This window comes from Micromonospora sp. NPDC005206, from assembly GCF_040608175.1.
Classification (GTDB): Bacteria; Actinomycetota; Actinomycetes; order Mycobacteriales; family Micromonosporaceae; genus Micromonospora.
This window is the reverse complement of record NZ_JBEXHU010000016.1, coordinates 101,536-119,206: the sequence shown is the minus strand read 5'-3', so window position 1 is coordinate 119,206 and position 17,671 is coordinate 101,536. Positions and strand designations below refer to the sequence as shown.

Genomic DNA, 17,671 nt, shown 5'->3' with positions numbered 1-17,671 from the left:
AACCGCCGCGCCGGGGCATGGGGCCGAGTCGGCCACCTGCTGCACCTCGGTCACGAGAACAGCTCGAACGGCTCGTCGATCTCCTCGCCGGCCAGGAAGGGCGTGATCAGGCGGGGGAGCTGTCCCGGGTAGAAGCGCGCGGAGCTGGCCACCACCTCGGGCAGCGGCCACCAGCGGAAGCCGAAGTAGTCCTCCAGCTCGTAATCGAGGCGCTCTGTCTCGTCCACGTCCGGACCCGGGCCATCCAGCCGTACCGTGACGACCACCTCGTCCTGGACGTGGCGCAACTGCCGGTGCCGGAAGCTCGCCCGCCGACGCCAGGCGGGCGCGCCCACCTGCTCGGCGGTGACCGCGATGCCGGTCTCCTCGCGCAGCTCCCGCACCGCTGTGTCGCGGTACGTCTCCCCGGGGTCCATGCCGCCGCCGGGCAGCTCCCACCAGGTGCCCAGCCGGGGGTGGTCCGGGTCGCGGGTGTGGAACAGCAACACCCGGTCGGTGTCGTCGAGGACCACCACCCGCACGGCACGCCGTTCGAGGATCGGCAGGTCGCGCGGCAGCTCAATCACCGGTTCCCCGCACTCCGGCGCCGGCGACCTCGGTGCGACCCAGGCGTACCGGGGTGCCACCGCGCAGGGAGTTGGGGATCTCGGCGATCGCGTCCACCCGCTCAACCAGAGCGCGGAGCACCTCCGGCGGGGCGTCGCCCTCGACCCGGACGTCGTACCGGACCTCGCCGGACACCGCCGGCTCGCCGGTGAAGTCGCCGCGCACCGTCACCTCGACCCGGTGCAGGTCGAGGCCGGCCGCCCGCGCCTCGCGGAACAGGTCGTTCGAGACGCAGCCGGCGACCGCGAGGTAGAGCAGTTGACCCCCGTTGAACCCGAGCCCGCCGCCGCCGGCGTCCGCCGGACGATCCACCACCAGGGTGTACGCCCCGGCGGACCCGAGCGCCGTCGCGGTCCCGGGGAGAGTGCTGGTACGCACCTCAATGGTCACTGGCAACACCTCCGCGTCGTCCCGCTGCCGGGCACCAGTCTGCCGCAGCGCCGCCCGCTCCGGCGGCCGGCGCGGGGACCGGTAGGCTGCCCGCCGTGGCTGGTCTGTTGAGGAACGTGGCGGCGCGCATCTCTCGGGTGGGCGCGGTGATCCCCTCACCGCGACGTCCCGGGCCGGCCCCGGCGCAGGTGGCTCGCCGTCGTCAGGTGAGCGCGTTGCAGCGGCGCGAGCTGACCTACGCCCCGGAGCGGGACGGCCAGGCCGACCCCGGGGAGATCGTCTGGACGTGGGTGCCGTACGAGGACGACCCCCGCCAGGGCAAGGACCGTCCGGTGCTGGTCGTCGGACGGCACAGCCGGACGCTGTTCGGGTTGATGTTGTCCAGCCAGAGCGAGCGGGACGGCCAGCGGCACTGGTTCGCCCTCGGGCCCGGTGACTGGGACCGGGACAACCGGCCGAGCTGGGTCCGGTTGGACCGGGTGCTCACCATGCGCGAGGACAGCATCCGCCGCGAGGGCGCCGTGCTGGACCGGCCCCGGTTCGACCGGGTCGGGCAGGCACTGCGCGCGGGCTACGGCTGGCGCTGACCGCACGCGAGTTTCCGTCGAAGGGTGTTGACGCAGCTACGCTGGGCTGTATATTCAACCTAGCGGTTTACAAGCCAAATGGTTGAGAGCGACACCTGATGACAGATCCCACCAGCGCCGTGTTCGCCGCCCTCGCCGATCCGACCCGTCGGGCCATCCTGGCCCGGCTGGCGACCGGCGAGGCGACGGTCAACGAGTTGGCCGAGCCGTTTCCGATCAGCGTTCAGGCGATCTCGAAGCACCTCAACGTGCTGGAGCGCGCCGGATTGATCGTGCGGACCCGCGAGGCGCAGTGGCGTCGCTGCCGGCTCGACCCGGCCCCGCTGCGCACGCTGGCCGAATGGGTCGAGCAGTACCGCCGGCTCTGGGACGACCGCTACGACACATTGGACGACTACCTGCGCGACCTGAAGGAGGCCAGCCGTGACCAAGCCCCGTGACCTCGCCATCGACATGCCGTCCGACCGGGAGATCACCCTCACCCGTTCCTTCGACGCCCCGCGCGAGCTGGTCTACGCCGCGCACACCCAGGCCGAGCACCTGAAGCACTGGTGGGGGGCGGGGCAACCCGCTGGACGTCGAGATCGACTTCCGGGAGGGCGGCAGCTACCGCTTCGTCGAACACGCCACGGACGGCAACGCCTACGGCTTCCGCGGTGATTTCCGGGAGATCGTCGTGCCGGAACGGATCGTGCAGACCTTCGAGTACGAGGGCATGCCCGGTCAGGTGGCGGTGGAGACGCTGGTCTTCACCGAGACCGACGGACGCACCACCGCCACCGGCACCACCCGGTTCGACACCACCGAGCAGCGCGACGGCATGGCCGAGTCCGGCATGGCTCAGGGCGCCGCTGAGTCGTACGCCGCACTGGACCGGTACCTCGCCACCCTGCGCTGACCCGGGCCGGTTTTCGGGTGGGCCGGGCCGCCCGGCAGGTGGCATGGTGTGCCGGTGATCGAGGACGCGACGCGGCGGGTGGCCCGGTGGGTCCGTACGGACTTCGGCCTCGACCTGACCCGCATTGACGAGGTGACCCACGGCGCCGACCAGCGCGCCCGGCTGTGGCTGGCGCACGCCGCCGACGGCACCCGGTACGCGGTCAAGCTGAGCGGCGGCGGCACTCCGGCCGGCCTGGTCGTGACGGCGCACCTGGCCGGCCAGAAAGTGCCGGGCATCCCCGAGCCACTGCGCACCCGCGACGAGCGTCTGTACGGCGACCACGGCGGCCACCGCCTCTCGGTGGTGCCGTGGGTCTCCGACCAACGGGCGCTCGACGGTCCGATGACCGACGCGCACTGGCGCGGGTACGGCGAACTGCTGGCCGCGGTGCACGCGGTGCCGGTGACCGACGAGCTGATGCGGCTGCTGCCGCCCGGCGGCGCGGCGTACCCGGGGATCGTGGCCGCGACCCGCGCGACGGTCGAGCGGTTGCGCGAACCTGGCCCGGCCTGCCCGGCCGATCCGCCGGTCGCTGAGTTGGCGGCCGTCTGGGCGGCGGTGGCCGACCGGGTGTCCAGACTGGTCGGTGTGGTCGAGCGCCTCGCCGCCGGCCGGCCCGACCGGCCGGTGGTGGTCTGCCACGGCGACCCGCACCTCGGCAACCTGCTGCTCGGGCCGGATGGCCAGGTCTGGCTAATCGACTGGGACGACGCGGTGCTCGCCCCGCCCGAGTGCGACCTGATGTTCGTCACCGACGGGGTGCTCGCCTTCGCGCCGGTCACCGCCGACCAACGCGCGGCCGTCCTCGCCGGCTACGGAAGGGGTGACATCGACCCGGTCGGCCTGGCCTGGTTCCTCGCGGTCCGTGCGCTCGACGACCTCACCGACTGGACCCGCCAGGCGTTGGATCCGGATGCGGACGCGGCCGACCGCGCGATGGCGGCCCGGATCGTGCGCGGACTGGTGTCGCCGGTCGGTCTGGTCACCCTCGCCGACGCGGCGCTGCGTGACCTCGGCCGGCCGAGTTGAGCGCGGCACCCGCCCGGACGGACGTGGCCGCGGACGCCGGAGCGGTCAGCACTCGGCGAGGCGGACGCTGTCCACGAGCTGGCGGGGCGACCGGTTGCCGCCCAGGCTCTTCGCCTGGTACATGGCCGCGTCGGCGCGGCTGAGCGCGTCGGTGAGCTGGGCCGGGCCGGTCACCGGGGCGAGCCCGACGGAGGCGGTCACCTGAACGCTGACCCCGCTCAGGCGGATCGGGGCGGCGACGGTCTCGGCGAGCCGCCGGGTGGCGTGCTCGATCCAGCGCCGGTCGATGGTCGGGCTGGCCAGCAGCCCGGCGAACTCGTCCCCGCCGAGGCGGGCGACGAGGTTGTCCCCGGCGAAACCGGCCAGCCGCTCGGCCACGCTGATCAGCACCTGGTCGCCGGCCGCGTGCCCGTACCGGTCGTTGATCTGCTTGAAGTCGTCCAGGTCGAGCACGATGGCGATCAACGGCTGCCCGGCCGCGTCGGTGAGCAGGGCGGCCGCGAGGCGGTAGAAGGCACGCCGGTTGGGTAGCCCGGTGAGCGGGTCGTGGCTGGCGGCGTGCCGCTCGGCGGCGAGTTCGGCCTGGAGGTGCCCGATCTCGGCCTCGGCGCGCAGCGCCCGCCGCCGTAGTTGCCACGAGGAGAGCAGTGCGCCAGCAGCGCAGATGCCGGAGGCGACACTCATCGGATCCGGCACGAACCCTCCCATCGCCGCGATCGCCTCCAGCCGTCGGCCGGCACGACGCGCGCCGCGTCGGGCCCGGTTTTCCCTCATCGATGCCCATGCAGATAACTCAACGTGCGCGAATACGCACCGATCTTGTGCGTTATCATGCTCGCCGTCCGGTGCAGATGCAATAGCAGATGCACGTGCAGCACCGTCCGATGTCGATACCGCACCCCTCGCCGTCACCGCTCCTCCCACGGCCACCGGCGGGCTCGTGAGCAGAAAGACGCCCTCATGCAGCAGCCACCGAACGGCGTTCCGATCCATCAGTTGCCACCGCTGAGCTGGAAGAAAAGTCGCCGCAGCAACCCCAGCGGCAACTGCGTGGAGCTCGCTGAGCTGCCCGGCGGAGCCGGCATCGCGCTCCGCAACTCCCGACATCCGGAGGGGCCGGCGCTGATCTACACGGTGGATGAGATCGCCGCCTTCGTGCTCGGCGCGCGTGACGGCGACTTCGACCATCTGATCAACTGAGCGACCCTCGGTGGACAATCCCGGGGACGGGACTGATCTACCGGTCCGGAGGAGTTCACCTCACTGTCGGTCCATGGCATGCTTACACGTCGGCCGGGCCGGGGCGCCCGACCACGCTGGTCGGTGTCCGGAGGTCCGCACGTGACGAAGGTTCCCGCCGAGGGCGGCCCGACAACCGGGCCGACCGTGCTGCGCATGCTGCTCGGTGCCCAACTGCGCCGGCTGCGGGAGTCCAGCGGCGTGACGCGGGAAGGCGCCGGCTGGGAGATCCGGGCCTCCGAATCCAAGATCAGTCGGATGGAGCTGGGCCGGGTCGGCTTCAAGGAACGCGACGTGGCGGACCTGCTCACGCTCTACGGCGTCAGTGACGAGCAGGAGCGCGACGCGCTGCTCAAGCTCGCTCGGGACGCCAACAGCCCCGGTTGGTGGCACCGCTACGGCGACGTCCTGCCCACCTGGTTCCAGTCCTACCTGGGCCTGGAGGCGGCGGCGGCGCTGATCCGCACCTACGAGGTGCAGTTCGTGCCCGGCCTGCTGCAGACCCGTGAGTACGCCCGAGCCGTCGTGCTGCTCGGGCACAGCGCGGCCGGTCCGGCCGAGCTGGACCGGCGGGTCGCCCTGCGGATGCAGCGCCAGCAGTTGCTCCACAGGGAGCGCCCGCCGCAGCTCTGGGCGGTGGTGGACGAGGCGGCGCTGCGCCGACCGATCGGCGGTGCCGACGTGATGCGCGGTCAGCTCACCGCGCTCATCGAGGCGACCAAGTCGCCGAATGTCCGCCTCCAGGTCATCCCGTTCGCCGCCGGTGGTCACGCGGCCGCCGGCGGTGCGTTCACCATCCTCCGCTTCGGCGACCAGGAGCTGCCCGACATCGTCTACATCGAACAGCTCACCAGCGCCATCTACCTGGACAAGCGCGACGACCTGGATTATTACGCGGTGGCCATGGAGCGGCTCTGCGTCGAGGCCGAGCCGCCGGAGCGCACCCCGGAGATCCTCGGCCGCCTGCTGGAGGACCTCTACCCAGCCTGACCGCCGGTCGGGGCAGCGCCTGAGGGCGTTCCGGCCCCGGTCGGTGCGCTTCTTCTGGTTCCTCCCCGCCACCGGACGGGTCCGATCCGACACTTGGTATTGACCGCCGCCGACTCGTCCGGCTAGTCTCTGTATCGATACAGACTGGATCGATACAGAGGGGTGCCGGTGAAGCCAACCCTGCAAGCCGTGGCGGACGCCGTCGGCGTCTCCCGCAGCACGGTGTCCAACGCCTACAGCCGCCCCGACCAGCTCTCCGCGGCGCTGCGCGAGCGGATCCTGAACGCCGCACGGCAGCTCGGCTACCCGGGCCCCAACCCCACCGCCCGCTCCCTGCGCCGCGGGTTCGTCGGCTCGATCGGGGTGCTGTTCACCTCGCAACTGTCGTACGCCTTCACCGACCCGTTCGCCGTCCGCTTTCTCGCCGGGGTGGGCGAGGCCGCCGAGCGACACGGCACCAGCATGCTGCTGGTGCCACTGGCCCGGGCGGAGCTCGACGCCCGTCGCGCGGTGGAGAACGCCGCGGTCGACGGCTTCTGCGTCTACTGCGTCGCCGACGAGGAGTGGGCCCTGGATGTGATCCGGGCCCGCGGGTTGCCGTTCGTCAGCACGGCCGCTCGCGACGACGCCAGCCCCGACGAGCGGTTCGTCGGCATCGACGAGCGGGCCGCGGCCCGCAGCGTTGCCGCGCACGTGGCCGGCCTCGGCCACCGTCGGGTGGCCCTGCTCGCCGACGGCGTGCTGTCCGACGCGCCGGCAGGCCCGCTCACCCTGTCCGGGGTGAACGAGGTCGCGCACCCGACCACCCGCGGTCGGCTCGCCGGGTTCGCCGACGCGTTCGCCGAGGTCGGCGTCGACTGGGCCGAGCTGATCCTGATCAACGCCCCGGGCAACAGCCGCCAGGCCGGGGCCGAGGCCGTCGCCGGGCTGTTCGACCGGCCGACACCGCCGACCGCCGTGCTGGCCGGCTCCGACGTGCTCGCCCTCGGCGTGCTGGACGCCCTGGCCCAGCGGCCGGCCGGCGAGCGCTCGCCGGTGTCGGTGACCGGCTTCGATGACATCCCCGAGGCCGCCGCTGCCGGCCTCACCACCGTCCGGCAGCCGGCCGAGGAGAAGGGCCGGATCGCCGCCGAACTACTGCTCGACCCGCCCGCGGACACCGCGGCCGGCCACGTGCTGCTGCCCACCGCACTCGTCGTCCGGGCCTCAACCGGACCTGTCCCGAGGAGTTGACCATGGAACACTCGACCGGCTACATCACCGCCCTCGACGCGATGAACCGACACGTCAACTCGGCCCGCCCGGATGCTCCGGTCCAGGTCGAGCGAGTCCGGCCGCCGTTGCTCGCGCCGTCCCGGCGGGCCACCGCCGTCGTCCTGCGCCGGCTCGCCGACCGGATCCAGCCGCGACCGCTGCCCACCGCAACCCCCTGCTCCTAGCCGACCCGCCGGCCCGGGCCGGTCCGCCGTCACCCGCGCACCGGCCCATTTCGGTACGTAGGTGAGGAGTGGGCCGGTACCGGGCGCGGCGGGTGGTCGAGGGGGACGCGGCCAGGCAGACTGGTGAGGCCATGTCGCCGTTCACGCCCACTCTCCGTCTCCACGACCGCTACGTACTGCACGAGCGGATCGGCCTCGGTGGCATGTCCGAGGTCTGGCGGGCCGACGACGAGGTCCTCGGCAGGCCGGTCGCCGTCAAGGTGCTCGCCGGGCAGCTCGCAGCCGACCCGCAACTGCGGGCCACCATCCAGCGCGAGGCCCGCGCGGCCGCCCGGCTCACCCACCCGCACGTGACCCAGGTGTACGACTACGCCGAGGCGACCCTGGCCGGCGGCGCCGTGGTGCCGTATCTGGTGATGGAGCTGGTCGAGGGGCACAACCTGGCCGACCGGCTGCGGACCGGGCCACTGCCCTGGCCGGAGGCAGTGCGGGTGGCCGGGCAGATCGCCGCCGCGCTGGCCGCTGCGCACCGGATCGGCGTGGTGCACCGCGACGTCAAGCCGGGCAACGTCATGCTCACCGACACCGGCGCCAAGGTGCTCGACTTCGGCATCGCCGCGCTCGGTGGCCCGCAGCACACGCTCGGCGGCCAGGCGGGCGAGCCGCTGATGGGCACACCGGCCTACTTCGCCCCGGAGCGGCTGACCGCCGGCCCACCCGACCCGGCCAGCGACGTGTACGCCCTCGGCGCGCTGCTCTACCGCACCCTCACCGGTCAGGCGCCGCTGCCCGTCCAGAGCTGGGAGGACGCGCTGGAGGTGCACCGGCGGGGCACCCCGGTGCCGCCGTTGCGGGTGCCCGGCCTGCCGGCCGACATCGCCGAGCTGACCGTCGCCTGCCTGGCTGCCGACCCGGCCCGCCGACCCACCGCCGCGCAACTGGCCACCCGGTTCGGCGCCGGCCAGCCGGTCGAGCCGCCCACCGAGCTGCTGCGCATCCTGCCGGCTGCCCACTCGGCCCACCCGCCCACCCTGATCGATCGCTCGGGGGCCCGCCCCCAACCCGCGCCGACCGGTGCCGCGCCGCGCCAGCGCGGGTCACGGCGGCCCCTCGCCGTGCTGACCGCGGCTGGCCTCGCCGCGCTGATCGGCGTCGGCGCGCTGCTTGCCCAGGGCCTCGGCTCGCCCGACTCGCCCGGCTCGGCGCAGGGCGTCAACCCACCGGCGAGCACCGCACCGACGACCGCACCCGGCGACTCGACGCCGACGCCGACGACACCGTCCTCGCCGTCGCCGTCCGCCACCAGCGCGGTGCCCTCGACCGTCGGCCAGCAGATGCCGATCAGCATGCGGGAGGTCAGCGCCGAGTTCGCGGCGGTGCTCGCCCAGGCGCAGGCCCGTGGTGACATCGACCGGAAGTCCGCCGAGGACCTGCGCGACGACCTGGCCGACCTGAACCGGCGGTCCAAGGACCGCGCCAGGCACGTCGCCGACCTACGGGAACGGATCGCCGAGCTGGTGGACCGGGAACGGCTGCCGGCGCGGACGGGAGCCCAACTCGACGCCCTGCTCACCCAAGCCTGGGTTCTCTCCGCCGGCCGCTCCGACGACTGACGCATCTATCAGCGCCGCTGGCATGATGGTCTGATGCGGACGCGGCTCATCTTCGTACGTCATGGCGAGTCGGTCCACCAGGTCATGGGGATCGTGGGCGGCCCGCACGGTTGCCGGGGTCTGACCGAGCTCGGCCGGGACCAGGCACGCACACTGGCCAGGCGGCTCGCCAGCGACTGCGCCGCCGACCGACCGGCGGCGGTGTACTCGTCGGTGCTGCGCCGTGCCGTCGAGACCGCGCAGCCGATCGCCGACGCGTTCGGCGTCCGCCCGACCGCGGACTGCGGGCTGTGCACCTGGCACACGCCGCCGTACGCCGACGGGATGCCGACGATCCGCTTCCACGCCGACCACGCGGCGGAGGGTGGGGGCCTGTTCCGGCCCTTCCAGACGGGCAACGAGAGCTGGGCCGAGATGGTGGCCCGAGTCAGCCGCGCGATCATGGAAATCGCACACCGGCACCGGGGCACGACGGTGATCCTGGTCGGGCGCACCGAGACCGTCGAAAGCGCGTTCCACGCGCTCGCCGCCCAGCCGCTCCATCGGGCGTTCGACCTGGACGTTGCCCCGGCCTCGATCACCGAATGGACCACCGGGGACGACGCCGCCCGCTGGCCGCCGGCCCGCTGGACGCTCCGTCGCTTCGGCGACACCGGCTGACGCGCCGGCGGCTTAGAACCGGCTGCGACCCGCACACAGAGCGCCCCGATCCGGTGCCGGCGGCCGTAGTCTCACCGGCATGACAACGCAGACACACACCCTCGCCGTACCCGGCGTCGACCTGGTCTACGACGTCCGCGGCCCGCTACCCCCGTCCGGCGGGCGCCCCGCGCTGCTCATGATCGGCCAGCCGATGACGGCGGAGGGCTTCAACGCGCTCGCCGCACACTTCACCGACCGGACGGTCGTCACCTACGACCCGCGCGGCCTGGGCCGCAGCACCCGCAAGGACGGCCGGTCCGACCACACGCCGCAGCAGCAGGCAGCCGACCTGCACCTGCTGATCGATGCGCTCGACGCCGGCCCGGTCGACGTGCTCGCCAGCAGCGGCGGTGCGGTGACCGCACTCGAACTGGTCGCGACCCACCCCGGCGACGTCGTCACGCTGGTGGCGCACGAGCCGCCGATCAACGCGGTGCTCCCCGACGCCACGGCCGCCGAGCGCGCCCGGGCGGCCTTCTACGACGCGTACCACGCGAAGGGCACCGGCGCGGGCATGGCCGCGTTCATCGCGATGACGTCCTGGCAGGGTGAGTTCACGGACGCCTACTTCGCCCAGCCCGCCCCTGACCCGGCGATGTTCGGCATGTCGACCGACGACGACGGCACCCGCGACGACCCGCTGCTGTCGAAGAACTCGTGGGCGGTCACCGACTACCGCCCCGACGCGGACCTGCTCACCGCCGCACCGACCCGGATCGTGATCGCCGTCGGTGAGGAGTCGGCGGGGACGTACACCGCCCGTACGGCCCTGGGCACCGCGGCCCTGCTCGGCCAGGAGGCCGTGGTGTTCCCGAGCCACCACGGTGGCTTCCTCGGTGGCGAGTTCGGTTACGCGGGCAAGCCCGAGGAGTTCGCGGCGAGGCTACGCGAGGTGCTGGACGCCAGCTGACCGTCGGGACAGGACTCAGCCGAAGGAGATGAGGGCGCCGCGCTCGTCGAAGCGGGCCGTGCCCGCCCAGGCGATCTCCCAGCGGTTGCCCTCGGGGTCGGCGATGTAGGCCGAGCGCCCACCCCAGGACCGGTCGGTCGGCGCAGCCACCACCGTCGCGCCGGCCGCGACGGCCGCGGCGAAGGCAGTGTCGACGTCCGCGCGGCTGTCGACGTTGCAGGCCAGGGTGACGCCGGACCAGCCGCCGGCCGGATCGGCCAGGCCGGGCGCCGCCTCGGCCGCCAGGTCCGGCAGCGGATAGAGCGCGAACAGGACGCCACCCAGGAGGAAGGCGGACCAGCTGTCGTCACTGGACGGCAGCTCGGGCCAGCCCAACGATCGGTAGAACAAGCGCAGCACGCGGATGTCGCGCGCGGCCAGGGTCACGACGGACAGTCGAGCGGGGAGTGGGCCCATGCGGCCGATTCTGCCCGAGCCGTACGACATGCCCCTGACCAAAGCGATCCGTCCCGCTGTTCGTCGGGCAGCGGTCAGGTCAGCTCGGCGCCCGGGGCCGGGACGGCCTTCTCCGCTCCACGGCTCACCTCTTCCCAGGCGGCCCAGGTTTCCATGCGTCGCTGGGAGATGTCGAAGGCGAGGTCGTACACCATGCTGCCCAGCAGTAGCCGTAGCGGCGGGTCGTCGCTGGCGACCAGCGTCATCAGCGCCTCGGCGGCCAGCCGTGGTTCGCTGTCGATCGACCCGTCCGCCCACTGCTTCTCCAGCTCGGCGCGCAGCGAGTCGTAGGCGGGGTTCGGGGTGGTCGCCGTGCTGCTGGTGTAGAGGTCCGTCCAGTAGCCGCCCGGCTGGACGATGGTGACCTTGACGCCGAACCCGGCGGCCTCGGCGGCGAGGGCCTCGCTCATGCCCTCCAGCGCGAACTTGCTCGCGCTGTAGAGGCCGGTACTGGGGAAACCGCCGAGCGCACCGATGCTGGAGATCTGCACGATGTGTCCGCGGCCCTGGGCCCCCATCGTCCGCAGGGCGGCCTGGCTCACCCAGAGCGCGCCGAAGAAGTTGAGGTCCAGTTGAGCCCGCGCCTCGGCTTCGGTGAACTCCTCGACCATGCCGGCGAAGAGCGCCCCGGCGTTGTTCACGACGATGTCGAGCCGGCCGAAGTGCTGGACCGCCTGGCCGACAACGTCGAAGACCGCCGAGCGGTCCGTGACATCCAGACGAAGCGTCAGCAGGCGGTCGGGGTGGCGGGCGGCGAGGTCGTCGAGCGGCGAGACATCGCGGGCGGCGCCGACAACCCGGTCACCGGCGGCGAGCGCGGCCGCGGTGAAGGCGCGGCCGAGGCCACGGCTCGCCCCCGTGATGAACCAGACCCGGGATGCGGCAGTGCCTGAGGTTTCCATGAGGTTCCTTCCGCCATACGAGACGAACCGTCCCGTCTCGTTGCTGCCTGACCCTACCTGCTTGGGCCCCCCTGTCAAGACGGACCGTCTCGTCTCTTCTTTGCTAGATTGGCCACGTGCCCAAGCAGGTTGCCCCCGACTCGAGCCGCCGCAGCCAGACCGCGCGGCGAGCCATCCTCGCCGCCGCCTTCGACCTCGTTGGCGAGGTGGGATACGCCAAGCTCAGCATCGAGGGCATCGCCGCCGCCGCCGGCGTCGGGAAACAGACGATCTACCGCTGGTGGCCATCGAAGGGCGCGCTGCTGTTCGACGCCTTCCTCGCCCTCACCACCGAAGGGGAGGACGGCCAGACCGGCGCCCTGCCGGACACTGGCGACCTGGCAGCCGACCTGAAGCTGGTCCTGCGGGCCACCGTCGTCGAGCTGAATGATCCGCGCTACGACCAGCCCATGCGCGCGCTGCACACCGAGATCGTCCACGATCCCGCCCTGGCCGCCGACTACGCGAAGCGGTTGGACGAGCCGATGCGGGAGCTGAAGAAGGACCGTCTGCGGGCCGCACAACGCGCGGGGCAGTTGGCCGGGGACATCGACCTCGACGTGGCCGTTGACATGCTGTTCGGCCCGGTCCTCAATCGGTGGCTCCAGCGCTCCGGTCCGCTGAATCCCGAGTACGCCGACCAGGTGGTCGACACGGCACTGCGTGGTCTCCGACCGCGCGAGCCGTAGCGATGGTGGTGGAGACCAGCTCTCCCGGCTCCGTACCCGCCTGGGCGTACACCTCGCCCTCCGGCGTCCAGACGGCGGAACCGCCGGCCGCCTCGGTGTAGCCGCCGCCGGTCGAGCCGGCGAAGCTCGCCACCGCCACCCAGACCCGGTGCGCGATGGCGATGCGGTGGGCACGCCGGCCGGGCACGGCGGCGTCGCTCGCCGACTCCAGCACGGCCGCCGCGTAGACGTCGATCCCGAGCGCCGCGGTCCGGGCCGCGTGCGCGACGACGCCGGTGTCCTTGCAGATCGCCAGGCCCAACCGCCACCCGTCCACATCGAGCACGGCCGGCGCGTCGCCCGGCAGGAACCGGCGGGCCTCCGCGTCGCCCAGCCACACCTTCCGGTACGCCACGGTCGCGCCGGCGCCGGTCACGGCCAGCATCGCGATGTGGTCACCGGCGACCGGCGCGCCGGCCAGGGCCACCGCGCCCGTCTCGGCGCACGCCTCGACCAGTGGCCCCAACCGGGGGTCGTCGACCGGCACGACCGGGGCGTCCAACTCGTACCCCGTTAGCGACAGCTCCGGAAAGAGCACGACCCGGGCGCGCGCCGCGCGGACCGCGGCGGCGTGCGCCCGCGCGTTCGCCGCGACGTCCTGGGGTACGCACGGCGGCTGCGCCACCGCGAGCCGCAGCGGGGTGCGGTTTTCCGCGGTCTCGCCGCTGTGGTCGACCCGCGCGGCCGGGCGGTCCACCTCATGGTCGACTCTCAGGATCACTTCGTAGCGTGGGGGCATGATTCGAACGTCCCACGCCTTGCTCGTCACCGGAACCCCCACCGCCGCGGCCGAACCGCCTCAGGATGGAATGGTCGGCTACGTCAGTGACCTGGTGGAACGACTCGGTGGGCCGGGCGCCGGCCTGGCGGTGGCACTGGAGAACCTGTTCCCGCCGATCCCCAGCGAGGTGATCCTGCCGCTGGCCGGGTTCGTCGCCGCGCAGGGCCGGATCAGCCTGATCGGTGCGATCTTCTGGACCACGCTGGGTTCGGTGCTGGGCGCGCTGGCGCTCTACCTGATCGGCGCGTCGCTCGGCCGGGACCGGATGCGTGCCATCGTGGCCCGGCTGCCGCTGGTGAAGCTCAGCGACGTGGACCGGACCGAGGCGTGGTTCCTTCGGCACGGCGTGAAGGCGGTCTTCTTCGGCCGGATGATTCCGATCTTCCGAAGCCTGATCTCCATCCCGGCGGGGGTGGAGCGGATGCCGGTCAGCACCTTCCTGCTCTACACCACGCTGGGCAGCCTGATCTGGAACACCACGTTCGTGCTCGCCGGTTACCTGCTCGGCGACAACTGGCACCTCGTCGAGGGGTACGTCGGGGTGCTCCAGAACGTGGTGATCGTGGCCTGCGTGGCGGCCGTCGCCTGGTTCGTCGGGTCCCGCGTGTTGCGGGCCCGCCGCGCCGCGCGCAACCCCGAGCCGGCCGGCCTCGATGGCGTCGATGGCCTCGACCAGCGCGGCGTCCCCGATCCGGCCGGTCGCGGCACCCTCTACCGTGGCGGCTCATGGGCCTCGGACGAGCGCTAGGCCGGCGGGCTCGGGGCGGAGGGACGTCAGATGGTGGTGGGGGAGCGTCGGACCGGCCGGCGGTGGGACGGACTCCGGCTACCGGTCGGCGTCGCCGCCGGGACCGCGACCGCCGCCGTCGAGCTGGTCTTCCTGGCCGTCGCGGCGGTCGCGCTCGCCGGGTCCGCGCTCGCGCCGCCGACCGCCCGGCGGGTCGCTGACCTGACGAGACGGTACGCCGTACAGCTCGTGCGCGTGGAACGCCGCCGGTTGACCCGGCTGCTCGCCGCGGCTGAGCTGCCCGCGCCGAACGCCGCGTCGACCCGGCGGCAGGTCGGCTACCTGGCGGCCCGGCTGCTGCCCGGCGCGCTCGGCCTGTTGGCGTACGCCCTGCTGGGCGTCGGCGTGGTGCTGGCCGGGATCGTGCTGCGCGCGGCGGTACGCGGCGAGCTGACCCTCCTCGACGCGCTGGCCCAGGTCGCCGTCGGGGCGGTGCTGCTGTTGCTCAACGTCCAGGCCCTCGTCAGCGTCGCCGCGCTCGACGTCCGGCTGGCCCGGCGGCTGCTCGGCCCGGGGAGTCGGGCGGAGCTGACGGAGCGGGTCCGCGAGCTGACCACCAGCCGGGCCGGGGTCATCGCCGCGGTCGACGCCGAACGGCAGCGCATCGAACGCGACCTGCACGACGGCCTCCAGCAGCGGCTGGTCGCCCTCGGCATGCTGCTCGGCCGGGCCCGGCGCGCCCGTGACGCCGACCGCACAACCGCCCTGCTCGCCCAGGCACACGAGGATGTGCAGCGGGCCGTGGAGGAGCTGCGCGAGGTGGCGTGGCGGGTCTATCCGTCCGCGCTGGACAGCAGCGACCTCGGTGAGGTGCTCGCCATGGTCGCCCACCGCTCCGAGGTGCCGGTGCGGATCCGCTGCGAGCTGCCGGTCCGCCCCGAGCGGCAGATCGAGACGGTGCTGTACTTCGTAGCCTGCGAAGCACTCACCAACGCCGCCAAACACGCCGCCGCTACCCTGCTCACCGTAGAAATCGGGGTACGGGAGGGGTGGGTCCGCATGCGCGTGCACGACGACGGCGTCGGTGGCGCGGACCCCACCGGGCGAGGCCTGTCGGGGCTGGCCCGACGGGTCGCCGCACTGGACGGCCACCTCCGGGTGACCAGCCCGGCCGGCGGCCCGACCACCGTGTTGGCGGAGCTGCCGTGCGGCTAGTCCTCGCCGAAGACTCGACGCTGCTCCGGGAGGGCCTGGCACGGTTGCTCGCCGAGGAGGACCACGAGGTGCTCGCGGCGGTCGGCACCGCCGACGAACTGGTGGAGGCGGTCGGGCGTTCCCGTCCCGACGTGGTCGTCACCGACGTCCGGATGCCGCCCACGCACACCGACGACGGGCTGCGCGCCGCCCTGGAGATCCGCCGGCGCTGGCCCACCACGGGGGTCCTGGTGCTCTCCCAGTACGTGGAGCGACGGTACGCCGGCCGGCTGCTCGCGGACCGTCCCGAAGGGGTCGGCTACCTACTCAAGGACCGGGTGGCCCAGGTCGACGACTTCCTCGACGCACTGGACCGGGTGGCCGCCGGCGGCACCGCGCTCGATCCGGAAGTGGTCCGTCAGGTGGTCGCCGGCTCCGACCGGCCGGACCCGTTCGGTCGGCTGACCCCGCGCGAACGGGACGTGCTGCACGAGATCTCCCAGGGGCACACGAACGCCGCCATCGCCCAGCGGCTGCACGTGTCGCAGAGTGCGGTGGAGAAGCACGTCAACGCCATCTTCGACAAGCTCGACCTCGCGCACGTCACCGGCTACAGCCGCCGGATCCTCGCCGTGCTGCGCTACCTGGGCACCTGACGCGCCAAGCGCTTTGATCCTGCGCTCGCGAGAGTCGCTGGTCGCTGGTCGCCGGTCCGTTTCGGTCCCTGCGGTGGGCGCGGTCCGGCCATCTCCTTCGGCGGTCGGTGTTGTGAGCGGTATACCTGTGAGGCATAAATATGCCTCACAGGTATATCGCTCGTTGACCACCTCGCCCCGGGTTCGCTTCATCCCCGTTCGCGGTGGTCGGCGATGTCGGCGATGTCGGGGATTTCGAGGACGTCGGCGATTTCGGGGATGTCGCGGTGTCCCGGGCGGCCGGATGGCCCGATATCGGTGATACCGAGTCGATCAACCCCAGCCGGTCGAGCTGAGCCCGCGACAGCCGGCAATCTCCGCGTCGAATGTCCGGTATCGGGTGACTCCGGCCTGTGACCGGGTGCACTCGTGGGGTGGAATCGTGGCGGGCCGGGGGTCGTTACACACCCTGACGATCGCAGCACCACCGGTCCGGCACCCCGCCCCGCAGGGTTGGGATGGCGGCCGGGCCCGGGTTGGAATGCCCGCAGGTAGCCGGTCGTTGCAGACCCCGCGACCGCACCAGCACCCCCTCACCCGGGGGCCGCTGGAACGGAGCCCCCGCTCACCGGGGTGCCGATGGATGGGCCACCCCCGGAATGCCCCCGGCCCGGCGGTCGTTACACACAGACCCGGCGCCACGAGCCGCCCGCCCGTCGGCCGCCGAACTCCAAGACTTCCCCCCCCGTGTTGAAAGCGCCGGACGAGGTGCTCGCACCCTTGCGCCGTCCCCCTCGGGCGTGTGGGTGTCTACCCCCTGAAGGAGCTGACCCCTCATGAACACGATCATTCGTAAGAGCATGCTGTCTGTTGCTGGTCTCGCGTTCGCCGGTGGCGTCTTCGCCGGTCCGATCGCCGCGCACGCCGCCACCCCCGCCGAGGGCAAGCCGGTCGCGGTCGCGGTGCAGACGGCCAAGGCGCAGGGCGCGCAGTCGCACATCGACCTCAACGACGAGCAGACCGCGAATGTGAAGGCGATCATCGCCGCGACGAAGAAGGCTGGTCTGCCTGAGCGGGCCGCGGTCATCTCGATTGCCACGAGTCTGCAGGAGTCGAAGCTGGAGAACCTGGGTCACCTCGGCGACGCCAATGACCATGACTCGCTGGGTCTGTTCCAGCAGCGCCCGACCTCGGGTTGGGGCACCCCGGAGCAGATCACCAACCCCGAGTACTCCACCACCGCGTTCCTCAAGGGTTTGAAGCAGGTCGACGGGTGGCAGGACATGGCCCTGACCGACGCCGCGCAGACCGTGCAGGTCTCGGCCTACCCCGACGCCTACGCCCAGTGGGAGCAGCAGGCCACCGACCTGGTCGCCCAGCACTGGAACAGCTGACCCACCGCGCACTGACCGCTGGCCGGCACCCCCACCCGGGGTGCCGGCCAGCGGCATACCCACGACCAGATCTTGGACAGTTCCCGTCACCCGCGAACGGAAACTGTCCAAGATTCGCAGGTCACGGCGGGGCACCGGGTGGGGGAACAAGGTCGGGCCGCGGCTGGTTGTGGACGGTGTCGGTGTGATCCAGTGTCCCCGGGCCTCACCCAATATCGCCCTCGCGGAATACCGTTCGGCTGGAACCGCGTCGCGCCACTCGCCGAGAGGCGACCTGCACACCGACACCAACGCCGCCCCCAGCCCACCAGCCAGGGGCGGCGCTGTCTGT

The 17,671-nt window shown here is 72.6% G+C and carries 24 protein-coding genes; 18 read left to right on the top strand and 6 right to left on the bottom strand.

All coding sequences use genetic code 11. The features are described 5' to 3' along the window. Window positions 1-50: 50 nt before the first annotated feature. Both ABZU69_RS24600 and ABZU69_RS24595 read right to left on the bottom strand, forming a co-directional pair. Complete coding sequence (locus ABZU69_RS24600; protein ID WP_354966691.1) at window positions 51-566, bottom strand: NUDIX domain-containing protein; 516 nt, start codon at window positions 564-566, stop codon at window positions 51-53. Continuing rightward, a complete protein-coding gene (locus tag ABZU69_RS24595; RefSeq protein WP_354966690.1) occupies window positions 559-996 on the bottom strand; it encodes an OsmC family protein in 438 nt (145 codons plus the stop codon). The genes ABZU69_RS24600 and ABZU69_RS24595 overlap by 8 nt, the downstream gene beginning before the upstream one ends. Before the next feature lie 95 nt (window positions 997-1,091). Between ABZU69_RS24595 and ABZU69_RS24590 the strand changes: the two genes are divergently transcribed. From ABZU69_RS24590 to ABZU69_RS24570, 5 genes are all read left to right on the top strand, one after another. After that, the gene (locus ABZU69_RS24590) at window positions 1,092-1,583 is read left to right on the top strand and encodes a type II toxin-antitoxin system PemK/MazF family toxin (RefSeq protein WP_354966689.1); all 492 of its coding nucleotides are present in this window, start codon (window positions 1,092-1,094) and stop codon (window positions 1,581-1,583) included. Between the two features lie 98 nt (window positions 1,584-1,681). Further along, entirely contained in the window at window positions 1,682-2,023 is a 342-nt protein-coding gene (locus ABZU69_RS24585; protein WP_354966688.1) for a metalloregulator ArsR/SmtB family transcription factor, read from the top strand. Next, window positions 2,007-2,243: a hypothetical protein gene (locus tag ABZU69_RS24580; RefSeq protein WP_354966687.1), complete on the top strand. Its 237-nt coding sequence runs from the start codon at window positions 2,007-2,009 to the stop codon at window positions 2,241-2,243. The genes ABZU69_RS24585 and ABZU69_RS24580 overlap by 17 nt, the downstream gene beginning before the upstream one ends. After that, a complete protein-coding gene (locus ABZU69_RS24575) occupies window positions 2,155-2,481 on the top strand; it encodes an SRPBCC domain-containing protein (protein ID WP_354966757.1) in 327 nt (108 codons plus the stop codon). The genes ABZU69_RS24580 and ABZU69_RS24575 overlap by 89 nt, the downstream gene beginning before the upstream one ends. Window positions 2,482-2,535: 54 nt before the next feature. Beyond that, entirely contained in the window at window positions 2,536-3,552 is a 1,017-nt protein-coding gene (locus ABZU69_RS24570; protein WP_354966686.1) for a phosphotransferase, read from the top strand. A 45-nt stretch (window positions 3,553-3,597) separates the two neighbouring features. Here the strand turns inward: ABZU69_RS24570 and ABZU69_RS24565 are convergent, their stop codons facing one another. Continuing rightward, window positions 3,598-4,248, bottom strand: coding sequence for a GGDEF domain-containing protein (locus ABZU69_RS24565; protein WP_354966756.1), 651 nt, complete (start codon window positions 4,246-4,248; stop codon window positions 3,598-3,600). A 264-nt stretch (window positions 4,249-4,512) separates the two neighbouring features. Here ABZU69_RS24565 and ABZU69_RS24560 point away from each other — a divergent pair, with 264 nt between their 5' ends. From ABZU69_RS24560 to ABZU69_RS24530, 7 genes are all read left to right on the top strand, one after another. Beyond that, window positions 4,513-4,752 carry a DUF397 domain-containing protein gene (locus ABZU69_RS24560; RefSeq protein WP_354966685.1) on the top strand — a complete coding sequence of 80 codons (240 nt, stop codon included), beginning with the start codon at window positions 4,513-4,515 and terminating at the stop codon, window positions 4,750-4,752. Window positions 4,753-4,893: 141 nt separating this feature from the next. Beyond that, a complete protein-coding gene (locus tag ABZU69_RS24555) occupies window positions 4,894-5,781 on the top strand; it encodes a helix-turn-helix transcriptional regulator (RefSeq protein ID WP_354966684.1) in 888 nt (295 codons plus the stop codon). 168 nt (window positions 5,782-5,949) lie between these two features. After that, a complete protein-coding gene (locus ABZU69_RS24550) occupies window positions 5,950-7,014 on the top strand; it encodes a LacI family DNA-binding transcriptional regulator (protein WP_354966683.1) in 1,065 nt (354 codons plus the stop codon). 2 nt (window positions 7,015-7,016) lie between these two features. Beyond that, the gene (locus ABZU69_RS24545) at window positions 7,017-7,220 is read left to right on the top strand and encodes a hypothetical protein (protein WP_354966682.1); all 204 of its coding nucleotides are present in this window, start codon (window positions 7,017-7,019) and stop codon (window positions 7,218-7,220) included. A gap of 131 nt (window positions 7,221-7,351) precedes the next feature. After that, on the top strand, window positions 7,352-8,833 hold the full coding sequence (locus ABZU69_RS24540) for a protein kinase (RefSeq protein WP_354966681.1): 1,482 nt from the start codon (window positions 7,352-7,354) through the stop codon (window positions 8,831-8,833). A gap of 33 nt (window positions 8,834-8,866) precedes the next feature. Beyond that, on the top strand, window positions 8,867-9,493 hold the full coding sequence (locus ABZU69_RS24535) for a histidine phosphatase family protein (protein WP_354966680.1): 627 nt from the start codon (window positions 8,867-8,869) through the stop codon (window positions 9,491-9,493). 79 nt (window positions 9,494-9,572) lie between these two features. Beyond that, window positions 9,573-10,445 (top strand): alpha/beta hydrolase, encoded by an 873-nt coding sequence (locus tag ABZU69_RS24530; RefSeq protein WP_354966679.1) that lies wholly within the window; start codon window positions 9,573-9,575, stop codon window positions 10,443-10,445. A 15-nt stretch (window positions 10,446-10,460) separates the two neighbouring features. Here the strand turns inward: ABZU69_RS24530 and ABZU69_RS24525 are convergent, their stop codons facing one another. Then, window positions 10,461-10,901: a VOC family protein gene (locus ABZU69_RS24525; protein ID WP_354966678.1), complete on the bottom strand. Its 441-nt coding sequence runs from the start codon at window positions 10,899-10,901 to the stop codon at window positions 10,461-10,463. Between the two features lie 74 nt (window positions 10,902-10,975). Further along, a complete protein-coding gene (locus ABZU69_RS24520) occupies window positions 10,976-11,842 on the bottom strand; it encodes an SDR family oxidoreductase (RefSeq protein WP_354966677.1) in 867 nt (288 codons plus the stop codon). Between the two features lie 116 nt (window positions 11,843-11,958). Here ABZU69_RS24520 and ABZU69_RS24515 point away from each other — a divergent pair, with 116 nt between their 5' ends. Further along, the gene (locus ABZU69_RS24515; protein ID WP_354966676.1) at window positions 11,959-12,570 is read left to right on the top strand and encodes a TetR/AcrR family transcriptional regulator; all 612 of its coding nucleotides are present in this window, start codon (window positions 11,959-11,961) and stop codon (window positions 12,568-12,570) included. Here the strand turns inward: ABZU69_RS24515 and ABZU69_RS24510 are convergent. Further along, on the bottom strand, window positions 12,473-13,348 hold the full coding sequence (locus tag ABZU69_RS24510) for a carbon-nitrogen hydrolase family protein (protein ID WP_354966675.1): 876 nt from the start codon (window positions 13,346-13,348) through the stop codon (window positions 12,473-12,475). The two genes, ABZU69_RS24515 and ABZU69_RS24510, sit on opposite strands and share 98 nt — an antisense overlap. On the opposite strand from ABZU69_RS24510, the gene ABZU69_RS24505 reads away from it, so the two are divergent. The 5 genes from ABZU69_RS24505 to ABZU69_RS24485 all read left to right on the top strand — a co-directional run bounded on the left by ABZU69_RS24505 (window position 13,347) and on the right by ABZU69_RS24485 (window position 17,340). Then, a complete protein-coding gene (locus tag ABZU69_RS24505; RefSeq protein ID WP_354966674.1) occupies window positions 13,347-14,138 on the top strand; it encodes a DedA family protein in 792 nt (263 codons plus the stop codon). The genes ABZU69_RS24510 and ABZU69_RS24505 overlap by 2 nt on opposite strands. A gap of 30 nt (window positions 14,139-14,168) precedes the next feature. Further along, a complete protein-coding gene (locus ABZU69_RS24500; protein ID WP_354966673.1) occupies window positions 14,169-15,332 on the top strand; it encodes a histidine kinase in 1,164 nt (387 codons plus the stop codon). Continuing rightward, window positions 15,323-15,967 (top strand): response regulator transcription factor, encoded by a 645-nt coding sequence (locus ABZU69_RS24495; protein WP_354966672.1) that lies wholly within the window; start codon window positions 15,323-15,325, stop codon window positions 15,965-15,967. Before ABZU69_RS24500 ends, ABZU69_RS24495 begins: the two co-directional genes overlap by 10 nt. Window positions 15,968-16,170: 203 nt before the next feature. After that, complete coding sequence (locus ABZU69_RS24490) at window positions 16,171-16,302, top strand: hypothetical protein (RefSeq protein WP_354966671.1); 132 nt, start codon at window positions 16,171-16,173, stop codon at window positions 16,300-16,302. A 480-nt stretch (window positions 16,303-16,782) separates the two neighbouring features. Beyond that, window positions 16,783-17,340, top strand: coding sequence for a hypothetical protein (locus ABZU69_RS24485; protein WP_354966670.1), 558 nt, complete (start codon window positions 16,783-16,785; stop codon window positions 17,338-17,340). Window positions 17,341-17,671 lie beyond the last annotated feature (331 nt).

Coding starts and splice junctions, on each gene's coding strand:
- ABZU69_RS24520 (WP_354966677.1), bottom strand. CDS start 11,842: ATGGAAACCTCAGGCACTGCCGCATCCCGGGTCTGGTTCATCACGGGG.
- ABZU69_RS24535 (WP_354966680.1), top strand. CDS start 8,867: ATGCGGACGCGGCTCATCTTCGTACGTCATGGCGAGTCGGTCCACCAG.
- ABZU69_RS24540 (WP_354966681.1), top strand. CDS start 7,352: ATGTCGCCGTTCACGCCCACTCTCCGTCTCCACGACCGCTACGTACTG.
- ABZU69_RS24585 (WP_354966688.1), top strand. CDS start 1,682: ATGACAGATCCCACCAGCGCCGTGTTCGCCGCCCTCGCCGATCCGACC.
- ABZU69_RS24560 (WP_354966685.1), top strand. CDS start 4,513: ATGCAGCAGCCACCGAACGGCGTTCCGATCCATCAGTTGCCACCGCTG.
- ABZU69_RS24510 (WP_354966675.1), bottom strand. CDS start 13,348: ATGCCCCCACGCTACGAAGTGATCCTGAGAGTCGACCATGAGGTGGAC.
- ABZU69_RS24525 (WP_354966678.1), bottom strand. CDS start 10,901: ATGGGCCCACTCCCCGCTCGACTGTCCGTCGTGACCCTGGCCGCGCGC.
- ABZU69_RS24500 (WP_354966673.1), top strand. CDS start 14,169: ATGGTGGTGGGGGAGCGTCGGACCGGCCGGCGGTGGGACGGACTCCGG.
- ABZU69_RS24545 (WP_354966682.1), top strand. CDS start 7,017: ATGGAACACTCGACCGGCTACATCACCGCCCTCGACGCGATGAACCGA.
- ABZU69_RS24485 (WP_354966670.1), top strand. CDS start 16,783: ATGAACACGATCATTCGTAAGAGCATGCTGTCTGTTGCTGGTCTCGCG.
- ABZU69_RS24530 (WP_354966679.1), top strand. CDS start 9,573: ATGACAACGCAGACACACACCCTCGCCGTACCCGGCGTCGACCTGGTC.
- ABZU69_RS24505 (WP_354966674.1), top strand. CDS start 13,347: ATGATTCGAACGTCCCACGCCTTGCTCGTCACCGGAACCCCCACCGCC.